Origin of the sequence: Caballeronia calidae (assembly GCF_900044055.2) — a bacterium.
GTDB classification, from domain to species: Bacteria; Pseudomonadota; Gammaproteobacteria; order Burkholderiales; family Burkholderiaceae; genus Caballeronia; species Caballeronia calidae.
Map to the genome: position 1 here is coordinate 293,342 of NZ_FCOX02000001.1, position 15,337 is coordinate 308,678.

Sequence of the window (15,337 nt, forward strand, 5' to 3'; positions counted from 1 at the left end):
ATCGCGCGCAAACTTTCTCTTGCCGAGGCATTCTCTGCCCAGACAGTGAAATCAGCGAAATAGCTCGCTAGTTTCGTCGGATTATTCAGGATAATTCTTCGTCGTCGACGCAGGGCGTGCAATGCGCGAAAGGCGTATTGCCGATGATCCGCCCGAGCATCCCGAGCAACAGATCCAGTTCCGACCGGCTGAAACCTTGCAACTGCTCGTTGAGCACCGCCGCGCCGATGACCGGCAAGCGCTCGGCCGCGTCCCGCCCGCGCCCGGTCAGACTCAGCTCGACGATCCTACGATCCGCCTCGCTGCGCGCGCGGCTCACGAAGCCTTTCTTTTCGAGCCTGTCGAGCATGCGCGTCATCGAGCCGCTGTCATAGGACATCTCGCGCGACAGCTCCAGCGGCGTGCGCGCCCGCCCCGACGCGAGCAGCATGATCACGCCGATTTGCTGCGACGTGAGATCGAGCGGTTTGAGCGCCTCATCGGTACGCATGATGAGCACGTTGCGCGCCTTGGCGAGGTAATAGCCGAGGCTCGTTTCGAGCTGGATCGTGGCTGGATCGTAAAGCGGTTCGCTGTTCATCGACTTCGGTCAAAACGGGTGACGCGGGTTGCGACATTGCGTCGCGTCACACGACGGCAACAACTGCGAAAAAGCAATCAGTAGTGTCTTGAAAACTAGTTGCACAGTCAATATTATTACATGCAACGAGTTACGCGCTTGATGCGCCGCCCGAGACTATGTTCTGATCGCCAGCTGCGTCGTTCGCGACGCCCGAAGGACCATCCAATGACCCGCTTTGCCCGCTCCGCCCGCCGACGCTTCGGCCCCATCAGCAGCACGATCGCCAACGCTTCCCGCCACTTCGTCCCGCCGAAGCTGGGTTCCTGGAAACTCGCGTTGTATCTGATCGTGTTCCTGCTGCCGGGCGGATCGTTCGTGGTGCTCGGCATGGGATGGTTCGAGAATCGGCAGCGACGCAAGGCGGCGGCTTCGGCCAAGCCCAGAAAGGCATCCACGCGCCCGATGCTTCCCGCGCCATGTTCGCCATGTCCCGGAAGCGGCGGCGCTGGCGGCGCATGATCCGCACGCGTAACGCGTCGTAACCTATTCCCTTCTCCGCGTAACACCCGCCTTACGGCGAACCCGTTACCCTAACGTCTGCCCGACAACGCCCGGCGCGCGCATTTCGAGTGCGCGCCGCGTTCCGTTACCATCTCGGCTTGCCGCGTTCGTCGCATCGGACGGAGCGGCGCCGACAGGATTCCGACAAGCAGATGCCGTATCGCCCCGCCTTTCCCGCTCCTTTCATCACACGCCGGCTGACCGCCACGGCACTGGCCGCCACGCTCGCGATGCTCATCGCGGGCTGCGCGGTCGGCCCCGATTATCAGCGCCCGTCGACGGCAGTCCCGGCCAGCTACAAGGAAGCGCCCGAAGGCTGGAAGGTCGCGCAGCCCGCCGATCAGATCGACCGCGGCTCATGGTGGACCATCTACAACGACGCCCGCCTCGATGAACTCCAGACGCGCCTGAATCAGTCGAATCAGAGCATCGCGCAGTTCGCGGCGGCTTACCGGCAGGCACGCGCGCTCGTCGGCGAGGCGCGCGCGGCGTATTTCCCGACGATCGGCGCGTCGGCATCGGCATCGCGGTCGGGAACCGGCGCGGGCAACCGGTCGACCAGCAGCTCGAGCCTCGGCCAGCAGGGTTCGATCAACAACCAGTTCAGCCTCGCGCTCGACGCATCGTGGGAACCGGACCTCTGGGGCAGCGTCTCGCGCACGGTCAACGCGCAGAAGGCGGGCGAGCAGGGCGCCGCCGCCGATCTCGCCAACGCGCGGCTGTCCGCGCAGGCGACGCTCGCGCAAAGCTACTTCCAGCTGCGCTCGCTCGACGCCCAGCAAAAGCTGCTCGACGAGACCGTCGCCGCCTACGAGCAATCGCTCAAGCTCACGCAGAATCAGTACGCGCAGGGCATCGTCGCGCGCTCGGACGTGATTCAGGCGCAGACGCAGTTGCAGTCCGCGCAGGCATCCGCGATCGATAACGGCGTCGCGCGCGCGCAGTTCGAGCACGCGATCGCGGTGCTCGTCGGCGAACCGGCATCCACCTTCTCGATTCCGCCGATTCCCCTCGACGCCACCCCGCCCACGGTGCCCGTGCAGATGCCCTCCGCCATTCTCGAGCGGCGTCCGGATATCGCGTCGGCGGAACGCAAGGCGGCCGCGGCGAACGAGCAGATCGGCATCGAAATGGCCGCGTATTTCCCCACGCTCACGCTCTCGGCGCAAGGCGGCTTTGAAAGCTCGGTGCTGTCGCAATTGCTGCGCGCGCCATCGCGTTTCTGGACGCTCGGGCCGGATATCGCCGCAACCATCTTCGACGGCGGCCTGCGCTCCGCGCGCACCGAAGCCGCGCGCGCCGCCTACGATCAGAACGTCGCGACCTATCGGCAGACGGTGCTCACGGCGTTCCAGGACGTCGAGGACAATCTCGCGTCGCTGCGCATTCTCGAGAAGGAAATCGTCGTGCAGCAGCAGGCCGTCGCGTCGGCGCAGCAGGCGCTCGCGATCATCAACAATCAGTACAAGGCGGGAACGGTCGCGTACATCAGCGTGCTGACCGCGCAGACCACCGCCTTCACCGCGCAGCAGAAGCTCGCGAATATCGCGGGGCAGCGGATGGTGTCGTCGGTGGGACTGGTAAAGGCGCTCGGCGGCGGCTGGGATGTCGCGCAGATGGATCGCGAGACGGGCGCGGTGGAGGCGCCCGCCGCGGCCGCGTCGGCTGCGAGCGCGACGCAAACCGCGAACCGCTGATCGTTCAGCGCATGAAGGTGAGCGCGACCGTATCCGGATCGGTATGACGGCCGAGCAGGTTCAGAAGACCCGCGAGGTTTTCGCGCTGCTCGGGCGCGGCGGTGGCCGTGCCCTGAAACGACGTCGATCCCTGCGATAGCGATCCGTTGCCGTTGAGCATCAGCGGCCCCTTGCTCGTCGAGAGATCGATCGTCGCCGATGCGCCCTGCGCCTGCAGCGCGACACGGTACGAGCCGAGCGGCTTCACGCGCGAGACGCGCGAAGCCATGTCATCGAGCGTGACGACCACTTGCCCGTAAGCGTTGCGCTTCAGCAGGCGGAATTCGGTCCACGAGAGCCGCACGCTACCGTCGAAATCCAGCGTATTGAACGGCGCGCCGAGACCCGCGAGCAGCGCCGCGGGCACCGCGATCTGGCCGGCGGTCACCATCGCGCCGCGCGTGGTGGCATCGACGACCACGGCATCGGGCATCGCTTCGGTCTGGCGCATCGTCATGTGCACGCGCCCCGTGAAGAGCGGCAGGAAAGACGTCGTCCATTCGATGCGTCCCGGCAGAAGCGTCGCGCCCGCGCCATCGCTGCCGGCGGCGAGCATCAGCGTGGCCGAGCCGTGCCACAGCGAGCCGGCAGGATCGACCAGATTCACGTGGCCGCCCGTCGCCTTCGAGAACTGCGGCACGATCCACGCGGCCGGCATCATTACGAGCAACGTGCCGGCGACCGAAATCAACATCACGAAAATCGCCGGCAACGTCTGCCGGATTCGTCGCGTCCAGTAGCTCATTTCACGCCGGCCGGTTGCAGCGATGCGGTCAGGTCCACCTGGCCATCCGGCTTGAGCGCCGTGACATGCGCCTCCGACACCTGCACCTTGAACTGCTTGCGCGCGTCGTCGAGCCACATCGTCCAGTTCGGGAACGACGCGTTCTTCAACTGGATCTGCACCGCCGCGCCGATCACCTGAACCTGCGTCGGCTGCATGCCGTTGTCGGCGAGCGATTTGGCGAGCGCATCGCGCAACGCGCCGCCCGTCGGCGTCACGCCTTCGGCGCTGCCCGCGAGCGAACGCGCTTCGTTGGCTTGCGCGGTCATCGTCGCGAGCTGGCGCTGCATCGTCGGCAAGCTTTCGCGCAGCCGCGCGCGGCCTTCGAACGCAGGCGCCCACAACACGAGATACACGAGCGCGAGACCGAGCGCGAGGCCACCCCACATCAGGAGCGTCTTCTCGCGCGGCGTGCGCACTTCCCAGAATTCCGACAGTGAACGTCCGATTTCCGCTTTCATTGGCCGCTCCTGATCGTCCATTTGCCGGTGTTGCTATCGATCGAACCGTTCAGGCCGTTCGCGGCGAGGCGCTTCGTGAGGTCGGGATCGACCTTCGTTTCCGGCTTGAAGGTCACTTCCAGATGACGGTCGCGATAGTCGAGCCCCGCGACGCCGTTCACCGGCACGGGACCGAGCGAGCGCGCGAGGCCGTCCGCCAGCGACAGGAAATCCGACGGCGACAGCTCGCCCGACGCCACGCGCAGGCGATCGAGATTGCGCGACATCTGATCGGGCGCGTCGAGCACGACGGTCGTCTTCGGGAACGCGTTGAGCAGCAGCTCGGTTTCCTGCGCGCTGATCGCGTCGCGCTGGCGCGCGAGTTGCAGCCATTGCACGTTGACGCCGATGATCGACACGACGATCGACGCCGCCACGAGCGCGATCGGCACGCGCAGCCGACGCATCGTTGCACGGTCGAGGCGCCACGGCTGCGCGGCGAATTCGAACTGGCACAGATCGAAGCGGCTCGCGACGGCGTTGCGCGCGAGCGCCTCGAATGCGAGCGGCTGCGCGCCCGCGACGGCCGCCGCGGCATTGCGCGAGCCGGACAGACGCGGCTCGTCGCCGGGCAGATCGACGAGCGAATAGAGCGTCGTGGGATGAACGCCCGCGAGCGCGCCGAGCGTCGCCTCGATGGAGTCGGCGGGCAGCGCGAGGCCTTCGCCGAGCGCCGCGCGCTCGCCACGCGCAATCGCGATCTCGATGCGCTGCGCGCCGGCCACGGCGGGCGCAGGCGCGGCCATCTCGCCGATCAGCGCGGGCGCGGTCGAGACGACGTGACCGAGCAGGCCCGCGACGAACGGCGTCGGCGGCGCTTCGTGCTCTTCGCCTTCCGCGGCTTCCTCGACGAGCGCCGCGGCCGGAACCGGCAGGCAGCGCATTGCGGGTACGGCCTTCACATTGCGATGTCCCGCGCCCGCGAACGCGCCGAGCACGAAGCGGAACCAGCCGCGATCGATTACGGCGACGACGCGCTTGCCATCCGCGAGCTCGACCGGATCGACGGCGATATGACACGTCTGCGGGTCCTGAATCAGCTGATCCTCGACGACGTTCGGCAGCGCCTGCCGCAAGCGCGGCCCCTTGAGCGGCGGCACGGAAGCGGCGAGCAAAAGCGTGTCACGCGCGGCGACGATCAGCACGGTCGCGCTCGCGCGCGGCAGAAGCCCGAGCGCCGCGCGGCCGCTGCGTTGCGGCTCGCCGCGCTTGTCGAGCAGCAGAAACGGCAGATCCGGCAGATGCCACTCTTCCGAGCGCACCGCGGGATCGCGCGGCGGTAATAGAACGATCAGTGTGCTCAAAGGCCACTTCCTCTCAACAATGACTGCGGCACGTCTTCAAAGCGTGTCGCGCGTATAGACGATGCGCGTCGTATGCGTCGTCGGATCGCGATAGACGAGCGTCGTGCGCTCCAGTTGCGCGCGTTCGTGTTCGACGCGCCCGTGAATCACGAAATACTTCGTGGTGACGTCCATCTCGTTCGGATCGATCGACACCGTCTTGACGCCCGCGCCGGTCAGCGCGAGCTGCACATTGCCGACATCGTGGAAGAACACCGTCTCGCGGCGCGCGACGAACGCCTGCCCCTGCGACAGATTCATCCCCGGCACGACGGCCGCGACGACTTCGGCGGGCGCGGTGTTCATGTTCACTGCAGTCGTCGTCGGCAGCACGGTGACGAACGGGCGAAGCTTCGCGACCGCTTCCGCCGAAAAGCCCGGCACGTCGAGCAGCGAATCGACGCTGATCATCTGCAAGGGCGCGACGGGCGCGTTGCTGTCCGCGTCCTTCAGGCCGGGATCGTCGGTGAAGTTGCCGCCGCCCATGCCGCCGCCTTGCGCGATCGCCGCCATCGTCGATTCGGCGCTCTGGCCGGTCGCGCCCGTCGCGCTGTTGCCGGTCTGCGTCTGAAAGCGCGTCGCGGAGCGCGCGAGGCCCGCGCGCATCTGCAGCGCCACGGTTTTCGCCAGCGAGCCGTTGATGCCGAGCATCGCGAGCAGCCGCTGAAACGCCTGAATCTGCGCGACGTTGATGGTCAGCACGCCGGGCGTGGGTGTCGACACCAGATTGCGCAGGTTGAACTTCGCCTGCGCGTCCTCGATCGAGCCGGACAGATACGTCGATGCGCCTTGCTGCGCGCGCACTTCGCCGATCTGCCCGAGAAAATCCGACAGCTTCGTCTTCGCGATCGGCACGCCCCACACGCCGCCGAGATACGTGACCGTCGGCGAGGTGTCCGCTTCCGAGCGCAGGATGAGGCGCGTCCAGTCGAGCGCGCTGCGCGAAATCCATTGCGCCTGTGCGAGCAGCCGCTGATTCTCGATGCGGCGAATCTGCACCTGCTGGCGCCACAGCATGCCCGACACCAGAATCGCCGCGAGCGATACGACCAGCAGCGCGCTGATGATCGCGACGCCGCGTTGCTTCTTCCCTGGCCTGTGCGCTCGCATCGTCATTCCCCGACCAGAAACACGCGCGTGAGCGGCACTTGCAGACTGCGCGCGCCGACCGCGACCTGAACGCCCGACACCGCGCGCGCCAGTGGCGCGTTGCCCAGTTGCGGCACCTTCAGGTTGTTGTCGTTCTGGTTGATCTGCGAGAGCACGTCGCCCATGCGCGTCGTCCAGCCTTTTTCGGGGATGTACACGCGCGTCGCGAGCGTGGCCACCCCGCCCATCAACGGCACCGCGCTCCAGCCGTCGGCGCGATCGCCCGATGACAGCGCGCGGCGCACTTCGCCCACGTTCGACAGCGGCGGCGATGCATAGCGCACGATGCGCCCGTCCGACAGCCGGTAACGCACGACCTGCAGACGCGGCGCCACACCCTGCGCGAACACGCCGCGCACGATCTGCAGCGAGCCGTTGCCGATCTGCACCGCGGGCTGGCCGGCTTCGTCGTCGGTTGCGGCCTGGCGCGCGTCGATGCGCATCTGGTCGAACAATTGCGCGACGATGCGCTCGTCTTCCATCGAATTCTCGATGGTCGCGCGGCCGCGAATCACGGAGTCGAGCCCGCGCCACGACAGCACGGCGATCACCGCGAGAATCGCGATCGCGATCAGCATCTCCAGCAGCGTGAAGCCGCGCTGCCCGCTGCCGATGCGAAAGCGGCGGTCAGAGCGAGCGGTTCGTTTCATTCGCTACCACCGTGACCATTTGCGCCAGATAACCGGAGCGGCCGGGCGTCGAGACGAGCATCTCGACGCGCCGGAAAATCGGATTCGGCGTCTGACTCACACGCTGCGTGCAGTTGAGCTTCAGATTGCCCTGCGAGCAGTCGAAGGTGCGCGAGCCGACCGGCGGAAACTGACGCGACAGCTTGAGCTGCGCGAGCTCGTTGTCCGCGCTCCAGCCCGCGAGCAGCCGCCGATGCAGGTCCGCCTCGCCCGTCGCGAGCGAGCCGACCGCGCGCACCGAAGCGGCAAGCGCCACCGCGATGATCGCCAGTGCGACGAGCACTTCGATCATCGTGAAGCCGGGTTGATGTCGACGACGTTGGCGCATCATCGCACCTGGAAGCGGCCGTTGCCGCCACTGACGATGGTCGCGCGCCCCGCCGGCGAGATCAGCGTGATTTCCATCGGCGTATCGATGGCCTCGGTGCCGAACACGAGCCGGCTCACCGACTTGTCGGAATCGAGAAACTGGATCGATACGCCGGTCACGCCGCCTTCCCAGCGCCGCGCGCGAAGCAGATCGTCGCGCAGCGGACGCCAGCCGTCTTCCGTGCGGATGTCGAAGCGGAAGCCGCCGTCGACCGGCTGCCACGCGATCGGCCGCGCGCGCACCTGCGCTTCGTCGCCCGCCGATTCGAAGAGCAGCGCGAGCCGCTGCGCTTCCTCGTTGAGATCGGTGCGCGGATTGCGCGTCAGCTGCAGCGACGCAAGCGACACGAGCAGCCCCGCGATCACGAGCACGACGAGCATTTCGAGCAGCGTGAAGCCTGCGTTGCGCCTTGCTTGTCGTTGCCTGTTCACGCCGCTTTCCTTCGTCTACTTCCGGATGCTTATTGCCACGACCCGACGTCGGCATCGTTGCCTTCGCCGCCCGCCTTGTTGTCCGCGCCGTAGCTGAACACGTCGATTTCGCCGTGCACGCCCGGATTCAGATATTGATACTGGCCGCCCCACGGATCGTTCGGCAGGCGCTCGAGGTAGCCGCCGTCCTTCCAGTTGTTCGGCACCGGCTCGGTCGACGGCTTTTCGATCAGCGCGCGCAGGCCTTGCTCCTGCGTCGGATAGCGGCCGTTATCCAGGCGATACAGCTTCATCGCCTGCATGATCGTGCCGATGTCCTGCTTCGCGGCGACGCGGCGCGCCTCGTCCGGGCGGCTCATGATCTTCGGCACGATCAGCGCGGCGAGAATGCCGAGAATCGCGATCACGACCATGATTTCGATCAGCGTGAAGCCGCGCTGGCGACGACCTTGCGCCTGAATTTGTTGGATTCGCATGCGGCGTTGGGTCCACATTTGCATGACTGCTACCTCTTGTATTGAAGTTTTCATTTCCGGGCCTCATGCCCGGTGATTTAAAAAATCGCGCGGCTTCGCATCTCGACGAAGCCGCCGCTCATTCTATCGATGTGCTTTCACCGCGTGATTCGTGCCCGCACGAGGCATCGCGTCGCGCTCAGCGCACCCAGATTGTGGGCCCGGGCGGATTCTGCGGCAGGAAGATCTCCGATTTCACGCCGTTGCGATCGATGATGATCGAGCGCGCGCGCACTTCCGAGAGCTTCACGCCTTGCGTGAGCGGACTGCCGAGCGATATCGCGCGCGCCGGCTCGCCGCCGTAGCTCACGATCGCGGCGGCGCCGCCCTGCAACGCGAGAATGCCGAACAGATGCACATCCGAATTGGCCTGCCGCTCCAGGCGTCCGCCGAAGATCGTCGCGGCCTGTTCGACCGACGGCGCGCGTGTCGCGGCGGCGGCGGGCAGCGGCGCGGTCTGGCGCGAGGTCAGCGTGACGACCCAGTACGTCACCGTCACGCAGAAGAGCGCGAGGGCGGCAAGCGTTAGCAGGCGAGTTTGCAGGGCGTTCATTACTGCACCAGATTATTCAGTTCGATGATCGGCAGCATCACCGCGAGCACGATCACCAGCACGACACCACCCATCGCGAGAATGAGCAGCGGCTCGAGCAGGCTCGTCAGGAACATCGTGCGGCGTTCGAGTTCACGCGCTTCGCCTTCGGAGGCGCGGTCGAGCATCGAGGTGACGTCGCCGGTCGCTTCGCCGGAGCGGATCAGATGGACCAGCACGGGCGGAAACGTCTTCGTGTTGCCGAGCGCGCGCGACAGGGACGAGCCTTCGCGCACGCGCACGATGGCGTCGTCGACGTTGTTGCGCATCGCCGTGTTGCTGAGCGTTTCGCCGGCCGCCTGCAGCGCGCGCAGGATCGGCACGCCGGCGGCGGTCAGGATCGCGAGCGTGCTGGCGAAGCGCACGGTGTTATAGCCGCGCACCAGCTTGCCGATGAGCGGCGCGGTCAACAGCCACCGGTCGAACGACATGCGCGGCCCGGGCCGCGAGAGGATGCTTTTCACCAGCCACGCGAAGAGCGCGACGCCGATCAGCACCGCCCACCAGTAGCTCCGGACGAAGGCGGAAAGCGACATCATCATGACGGTGAGGAAGGGCAGTTGCTGCTTCGTGCTCGCGAACACGTTCACGACCTGCGGCACGACATAGCTCAGCAGAAACGTGACGATGCCGAACGCGATGATCGTCACGATGCCCGGATACGTGAACGCCAGGATGATCTTCTGCTTCAGCGCGTTGCGCTGCTCGATGTAATCCGCGAGACGCGACAGCACGAGCCCGAGCTTGCCGGTGTGCTCGCCCGCCGCGACGAGCGCGCGATAAATCTCGGGAAAATCCTTCGGATGCTGCGCGAGCGCGTTGGCGAAGGAATGGCCGCCGAGCACTTCCGCGCGGATCGCGGCCATCAGTTCGCGGATGTAGTCGCGCTCGGACTGCTCCGTCAACACCTGAAGCGTTTCGCCGAGCGGCAGCCCGGCGATCAGCAGACTCGCGAGCTGGCGCGTGAGAATCGCCTGCTCGCGCGTCGACAGACGGCGCCCGAGCGAAAGCCTTTGCTGACGCTCGCCGCGCGTGCGCGAGCCCGCCGCCTCGACGACGAGCGGCGTCAGGCCTTGCGTGCGCAGGTGACTGCGCGCGGCGCGGGCGCTGTCGGCGTCGAGCACGCCTTTCTGCGTCTTGCCCGCCGAGTCGATCGCTTCGAAACGAAATGCCGGCATCGATCAGTCTCCGCCCGTCACGCGCAACACTTCTTCCAGCGAAGAAACGCCCGCGGCGAGCCAGCGGTCGCCGTCCTCGCGAAGCGTGCGCATGCCTTGCTTGCGGCCCGCTTCGAGAATCTCCGCGTCCGCGGCGTTGCGATGGATGAGCGGCCGGATCGTGTCGTCGATCAGCAGCAGTTCATAGACCCCGCGGCGGCCGACATAGCCCGACTGGCCGCATCGGTCGCAGCCGACGGGATGGTAATGCTTCGTGCCGTCTTCCTCGACGCGCTCTTCCTTGCACACCGGACACAGTTGCCGCACGAGCCGCTGCGCGAGCACGCCGAGTAGCGACGAAGCGAGCAGATACGGCTCGACGCCCATGTCGGTGAGACGCGTGACGGCGGAGGCGGCATCGTTCGTGTGCAGCGTCGCGAGCACGAGGTGGCCCGTGAGCGACGCCTGCACCGCGATCTGCGCGGTTTCGAGGTCGCGGATTTCACCGATCATGATGATGTCCGGATCCTGACGCAGAATGGAACGCAACGCGCGCGCGAACGTCATGCCGATGCGCTCGTTCACCTGCGTCTGGCCGATGCCCGACAGGTCGTATTCGATCGGATCTTCCACCGTCATGATGTTGGTGGTCGTGGTTTCCAGCCGCGACATCGACGCGTACAGCGTGGTCGTCTTGCCGGAGCCGGTCGGCCCGGTCACGAGCACGATGCCGTGCGGCTTGCCGATGAGCTTGTCGAAGTTGACGAGCGTGTCGCGCGCCATGCCGAGCGTTTCGAGGTTCAGGCGCTGCGCGTCCTTTTCCAGCAGACGCAGCACCGCGCGCTCGCCGTGGCCGGTCGGCAGCGTGGACACGCGGACATCGACGGGACGCCCGCCCACGCGCAGCGTGATGCGGCCATCCTGCGGCAGACGTTTCTCGGCGATATCGAGCTGCGCCATGATCTTGATACGCGAGATCAGCGCGCCGTGCAGCGCCTTCTTCGGGCGCACGACATCGCGCAGCGTGCCGTCGACGCGAAAGCGCACGACCGACGCGTTCTCGAACGGCTCGATGTGAATATCCGATGCCTGCTCGCGCGCCGCCTGCGTCAGCAGCGCGTTGATCATGCGGATGATCGGCGCGTCGTCCTCGGATTCAAGCAGGTCTTCGACTTCCGGAATGTCCTGCATCAGGCGCGACAGATCGACTTCGCCTTCCACCTCACCGACCACCTGCGCCGCGCTGCCGTCGTTGCGCGCGTAGGCCGAATTGATCGCGGCGGCGAGCTCGTCGCCGGATTTGCGCACGATCGACACCGCGCCGAAATTGCGCGCGACTTCGGCGAGCGCTGCGTCGGACGTGCGCTCGCTGATCCACACTTCGATGCTGTCGGCGTGCTGATGCGCGAGCAGAATCTGCCCGCTGCGCGCGAAGCCGTAGGGCACGAGGCGGGCCGCCAGCGGCGACGCCGCGTCGTTCGCGCTCTCGACTGCATCGTTGACCGTGGTCACGGGCTGACTCCCGGCTGGTTGCCGTCGAGCGATTTCGCGCTCGGCTGGTTGTTCGGCACCGCGTAGTTGGCCGCGCCGTTGCTGTAAGGCGCGCCCGGCTGCGGCGGATACGTGCCGCCCTGCGGCGCCGGACCCACTTCCGGATTCTGCGGCAGCGTCGTGCTCGGGCCGGGGCCGCGCGTCGTGTTGCTCCAGTCCAGCAGATTCTGGGCCGGCGCGCCGCCGCCTTCGCTCGGGCCGAGCGGCTTCGGCGGAATCACCGGCACATTCTGATCCTTGATGAGGCGGTTGTCCGTCGTCGAGCCGTATTGCTGCTGACGCAGATAGTCGTAACGCGTGTTGGTGATCTGCGTGGCGGTCGACTGATCGCGCACGATCACCGGGCGCAGGAACACCATGAGGTTGGTCTTCGTGCGCGTCTTGCTTTCGCTGCGGAACAGGCTGCCGATGAACGGAATATCGCCGAGCAGCGGAATCTTGCTGTTGTTGTTGTTGTACTGGTCCTGCATCAAGCCGCCCAGCACGACGATTTCGCCGTCGTCGGCGAGAATGGTCGACTGCACCGAGCGCGTGTTGATGGTCACGCCGCCGGGGTCGTTCTTCGTGCCGTTATCGACGCTCGAGTCTTCCTGATAAATCTGCATCTTGAGCACGCCGCCGTCCGTGATCTGCGGCTTCACGTGCAGCGTCACGCCGACGTCGCGGCGATCGAACGTGTTGAACGCGGTGACCGAGGTCGCGGCGTTGGCGGTCGGCGTGGCGTAGGAGCCCGTCACGACCGGCACGTTCTGGCCGACGACGATCTTCGCTTCCTCGTTGTCGAGCGTAATGAGGTTAGGCGTGGACAGGATATTCGCGTCCGACGACGTCGACAGCGCCTGCAGCAGCCCGCCGAGACCGAACAGGTTGCCGAAGCGGTGCAAGAGGCCGATGTTCAAACCCTGCGCGAGAAGGCCGGTCGTCGACGTGATCGCGGACGGATTCTGTGCGATCGCATTGCCCTGCAAGGTCAGATCGACGATGTTCGTGTTGCCGCTGCCGAAGCTCGAACTGCCGTACAGCGCGTTGTTGCCGCCGTTCGACAGCAGCAGGCCCTGCCACTGAATGCCGAGATTCGCGCCGGTCGTCGCCGAGAGTTCGACGATCAGCGCCTCGATGTACACCTGCGCGCGGCGCGCGTCGAGCTGGTCGATCACGGCGCGCAGGTTGCGGTACATCGGATCGGGCGCGGTGATGATCAGCGAGTTCGTCGCGGCATCGGCCTGGATCATGCCGCCGCCCTGATCGTTGCCGGACTCGTTCTCCTTGTTCGACGAGAAGCTCGAGTCGCGGTTGCCGCCGCTGCCGGACATCGGATTGCTGCTGCTTCCCGAGCTGCCGCTCATACCGCCGGGCAGCGGCGGCATGCCGGACTGACCCGTGGACATCGACGAATTGCTCAGACCGCCGCCGCTCTGGCCGAAGCTGTTCGAGCCGGTATTGGAACCCGACGTGTTGTCCGAGCTGTTATTGCCCTTGCCGAGCATGCCGCGCAGCGTCTTGGCGAGGCGCGTCGCGTCGGCGTTGCGCAGCGCGACGACGTGCATGTTGCCCGGTTGCGTGGTGGGCGCGTCGAGCTTCTGCGCCAGTTGCTTGGCCGCCGCGAGACGCGCGCTGCTCGAAGCGCGGAACATCAGGGAGTTGGTGCGCGCATCCGGCGTGACGGTGACTTTGAGCGTCGCGTCGGTGCTGCCGACCGTGCCGGGATCGAGCAGCTTGTTCATCTGCTCGGCGACGTCGATGGCGTTCGCGTTCTTCAGCGTGAAGACGTCCACCTCGCGTCCGGCCGCCGTGTCGACGCCCGCGATGATGCCCGCGATGCGGCGGACGTTATCGGCGTAATCGGTGACGACGAGCGTGTTGTTGGCCGGGTAGGCCGCGATCGTGTTGTTCGGCGAGATCAGCGGACGCAGCACCGGCAGGAGGTTATTCGCCGATTCGTTGCGCAGCTGAAAGACCTGCGTGATGACCTGATCGCCGCGCGCGGCCGGCGCGTTGCCGACGTAGGTCGGCACGCCCTGGAGCTTGGCGTCGGCCTCGGGCACGACCTTCAGGACGCCGTGATCCTGCACGAGCGCGAAGCCCTGCATGCGCAGCGATGATTGAAGTGTCTTCAGTGCCTGTTCCTCGGGAACCGGGTTCTCCGAGACGAGGTTCAGTTGCCCCTTGACGCGGGGATCGACGATGATCGTTTTGCCGGTGGCGGCGCCGATCGCTTTCGCGACCTGGTCGATATCCGCGTTGACGAAATTCAACGTCACTTGCGCGTGCGCGGCTTGCGCGACGATAAGTCCCGCCGCCAGCAGTGCCGTCGCCATGCGACGCAGTGCCATAGGTTGTCTTCTCATGGATGTGATGTCAGAGCCGGGTCTCGAAGAGCCGGCCAAGGCAGCATCGCTCGTCAGCCGAGAGCGCCGCCTACCGCGGCGTGGTTCGGGCAGACCCGGCCACCGCGATCATTTTAAAAAATATGACGATAACAGCTTTAAGTAACGAAATCGTGCCAATTCGTTCCGGATCAGGTTGCCCTTCCGCTGCTCGTTCGATACAAATTCCAGCGCGCTCAAGCTTTCGAATAACTTGCCGATAGACCGTATCTGGGCGATTCCAAGCGTCGGCCGATGTACGCGGGAGCCGAATTGTAACCTGTCCAGATGTCTTATTATTCATACATTTAGAACGTGCCCATCCGACCGGCCGCTATACTTCCGCGCCAGCAGTCTTTGGGTGGCTGAAATGGGCCTATGTCTGATAGCCAACTTATGGCCTGAATCGTCAGCCGGTATGATACGGTCGGTTCCGCATTCCGGGCGGTGACAAAAAGGACGGGTTTTCCCCCATTCAGCCCGGCCGCGGACGTTGATTTGTTGGCGTTGGCGCCGAGGCGCCGCAACGGCGGCATGACGTTCCGCATGGGCGGATGGAGTAGAAGAGAAGATGAAGAGAATCGTGCGACTGCTTGCGATATGCGGGCCGCTGATCGCGGCCGGCTCCGCGCATGCGGACTGCTTCGACGAAGCGGCGAAGTATCAGAAGGTCAACCCGCTCATCCTGCGCGCCATCGCATGGCAGGAATCCCACAACAAGCCCGACGCCATCAACAAGAACGCGAACGGCTCGACCGATTACGGGTTGATGCAGATCAACTCCATCCACCTCAATACGCTCGCGCAGTACGGCATTTCGAGCGGCACGCTGATGGAGCCGTGCAAGAGCGTGTACATCGCGGCGTGGCATCTGCGCCAGAAGATGAACAAGTACGGCAATTCGTGGCAGGCGGTCGGTGCTTACCATTCCGAAACACCGGCGCTGCGCGACAAGTACTCGGCGCAGATCATCGAGATCCTTCGCCGCTGGAAGCTGGTTCAGGCCACGCGCTAACCGGCCGCCTCCGCGC

At 65.8% G+C, this 15,337-nt stretch carries 16 protein-coding genes; 3 read left to right on the forward strand and 13 right to left on the reverse strand.

The window, feature by feature from the left end; translation table 11 throughout:
• Positions 1-85 precede the first annotated feature (85 nt).
• On the reverse strand, positions 86-580 hold the full coding sequence (locus AWB78_RS01425) for a MarR family winged helix-turn-helix transcriptional regulator (RefSeq protein ID WP_062601555.1): 495 nt from the start codon (positions 578-580) through the stop codon (positions 86-88).
• A gap of 207 nt (positions 581-787) precedes the next feature.
• Here AWB78_RS01425 and AWB78_RS01430 point away from each other — a divergent pair, with 207 nt between their 5' ends.
• Positions 788-1,081 (forward strand): hypothetical protein, encoded by a 294-nt coding sequence (locus tag AWB78_RS01430; protein WP_062601556.1) that lies wholly within the window; start codon positions 788-790, stop codon positions 1,079-1,081.
• 194 nt (positions 1,082-1,275) lie between these two features.
• A complete protein-coding gene (locus AWB78_RS01435) occupies positions 1,276-2,820 on the forward strand; it encodes an efflux transporter outer membrane subunit (protein ID WP_062601762.1) in 1,545 nt (514 codons plus the stop codon).
• Positions 2,821-2,824: 4 nt separating this feature from the next.
• On the opposite strand, the gene AWB78_RS01440 is transcribed toward AWB78_RS01435, so the two are convergent.
• From AWB78_RS01440 to gspD, 12 genes are all read right to left on the reverse strand, one after another.
• Positions 2,825-3,604 carry a type II secretion system protein N gene (locus AWB78_RS01440; RefSeq protein ID WP_062601557.1) on the reverse strand — a complete coding sequence of 260 codons (780 nt, stop codon included), beginning with the start codon at positions 3,602-3,604 and terminating at the stop codon, positions 2,825-2,827.
• Positions 3,601-4,104 carry a type II secretion system protein M gene (locus AWB78_RS01445; protein ID WP_062601558.1) on the reverse strand — a complete coding sequence of 168 codons (504 nt, stop codon included), beginning with the start codon at positions 4,102-4,104 and terminating at the stop codon, positions 3,601-3,603. Before AWB78_RS01445 ends, AWB78_RS01440 begins: the two co-directional genes overlap by 4 nt.
• A complete protein-coding gene (gene gspL / locus AWB78_RS01450) occupies positions 4,101-5,447 on the reverse strand; it encodes a type II secretion system protein GspL (protein WP_062601559.1) in 1,347 nt (448 codons plus the stop codon). The genes AWB78_RS01445 and gspL overlap by 4 nt, the downstream gene beginning before the upstream one ends.
• A gap of 36 nt (positions 5,448-5,483) precedes the next feature.
• The gene (gene gspK / locus AWB78_RS01455; protein ID WP_062601560.1) at positions 5,484-6,602 is read right to left on the reverse strand and encodes a type II secretion system minor pseudopilin GspK; all 1,119 of its coding nucleotides are present in this window, start codon (positions 6,600-6,602) and stop codon (positions 5,484-5,486) included.
• Positions 6,599-7,285 (reverse strand): PulJ/GspJ family protein, encoded by a 687-nt coding sequence (locus AWB78_RS01460; RefSeq protein ID WP_074173370.1) that lies wholly within the window; start codon positions 7,283-7,285, stop codon positions 6,599-6,601. The genes gspK and AWB78_RS01460 overlap by 4 nt, the downstream gene beginning before the upstream one ends.
• Complete coding sequence (gene gspI, locus AWB78_RS01465) at positions 7,263-7,655, reverse strand: type II secretion system minor pseudopilin GspI (RefSeq protein WP_062601561.1); 393 nt, start codon at positions 7,653-7,655, stop codon at positions 7,263-7,265. Before gspI ends, AWB78_RS01460 begins: the two co-directional genes overlap by 23 nt.
• Positions 7,652-8,125, reverse strand: coding sequence for a GspH/FimT family pseudopilin (locus tag AWB78_RS01470; protein ID WP_062601562.1), 474 nt, complete (start codon positions 8,123-8,125; stop codon positions 7,652-7,654). Before AWB78_RS01470 ends, gspI begins: the two co-directional genes overlap by 4 nt.
• Before the next feature lie 29 nt (positions 8,126-8,154).
• Complete coding sequence (gene gspG, locus AWB78_RS01475; protein ID WP_062601563.1) at positions 8,155-8,625, reverse strand: type II secretion system major pseudopilin GspG; 471 nt, start codon at positions 8,623-8,625, stop codon at positions 8,155-8,157.
• A 154-nt stretch (positions 8,626-8,779) separates the two neighbouring features.
• Positions 8,780-9,193: a type II secretion system protein N gene (locus AWB78_RS01480; RefSeq protein WP_062601564.1), complete on the reverse strand. Its 414-nt coding sequence runs from the start codon at positions 9,191-9,193 to the stop codon at positions 8,780-8,782.
• On the reverse strand, positions 9,193-10,410 hold the full coding sequence (gene gspF / locus AWB78_RS01485) for a type II secretion system inner membrane protein GspF (protein ID WP_062601565.1): 1,218 nt from the start codon (positions 10,408-10,410) through the stop codon (positions 9,193-9,195). Before gspF ends, AWB78_RS01480 begins: the two co-directional genes overlap by 1 nt.
• Before the next feature lie 3 nt (positions 10,411-10,413).
• Entirely contained in the window at positions 10,414-11,901 is a 1,488-nt protein-coding gene (gspE, locus tag AWB78_RS01490) for a type II secretion system ATPase GspE (protein ID WP_062601566.1), read from the reverse strand.
• A complete protein-coding gene (gene gspD / locus AWB78_RS01495) occupies positions 11,898-14,273 on the reverse strand; it encodes a type II secretion system secretin GspD (protein WP_062601567.1) in 2,376 nt (791 codons plus the stop codon). Before gspD ends, gspE begins: the two co-directional genes overlap by 4 nt.
• Positions 14,274-14,877: 604 nt before the next feature.
• Between gspD and AWB78_RS01500 the strand changes: the two genes are divergently transcribed.
• On the forward strand, positions 14,878-15,321 hold the full coding sequence (locus tag AWB78_RS01500; RefSeq protein ID WP_062601568.1) for a lytic transglycosylase domain-containing protein: 444 nt from the start codon (positions 14,878-14,880) through the stop codon (positions 15,319-15,321).
• Positions 15,322-15,337 lie beyond the last annotated feature (16 nt).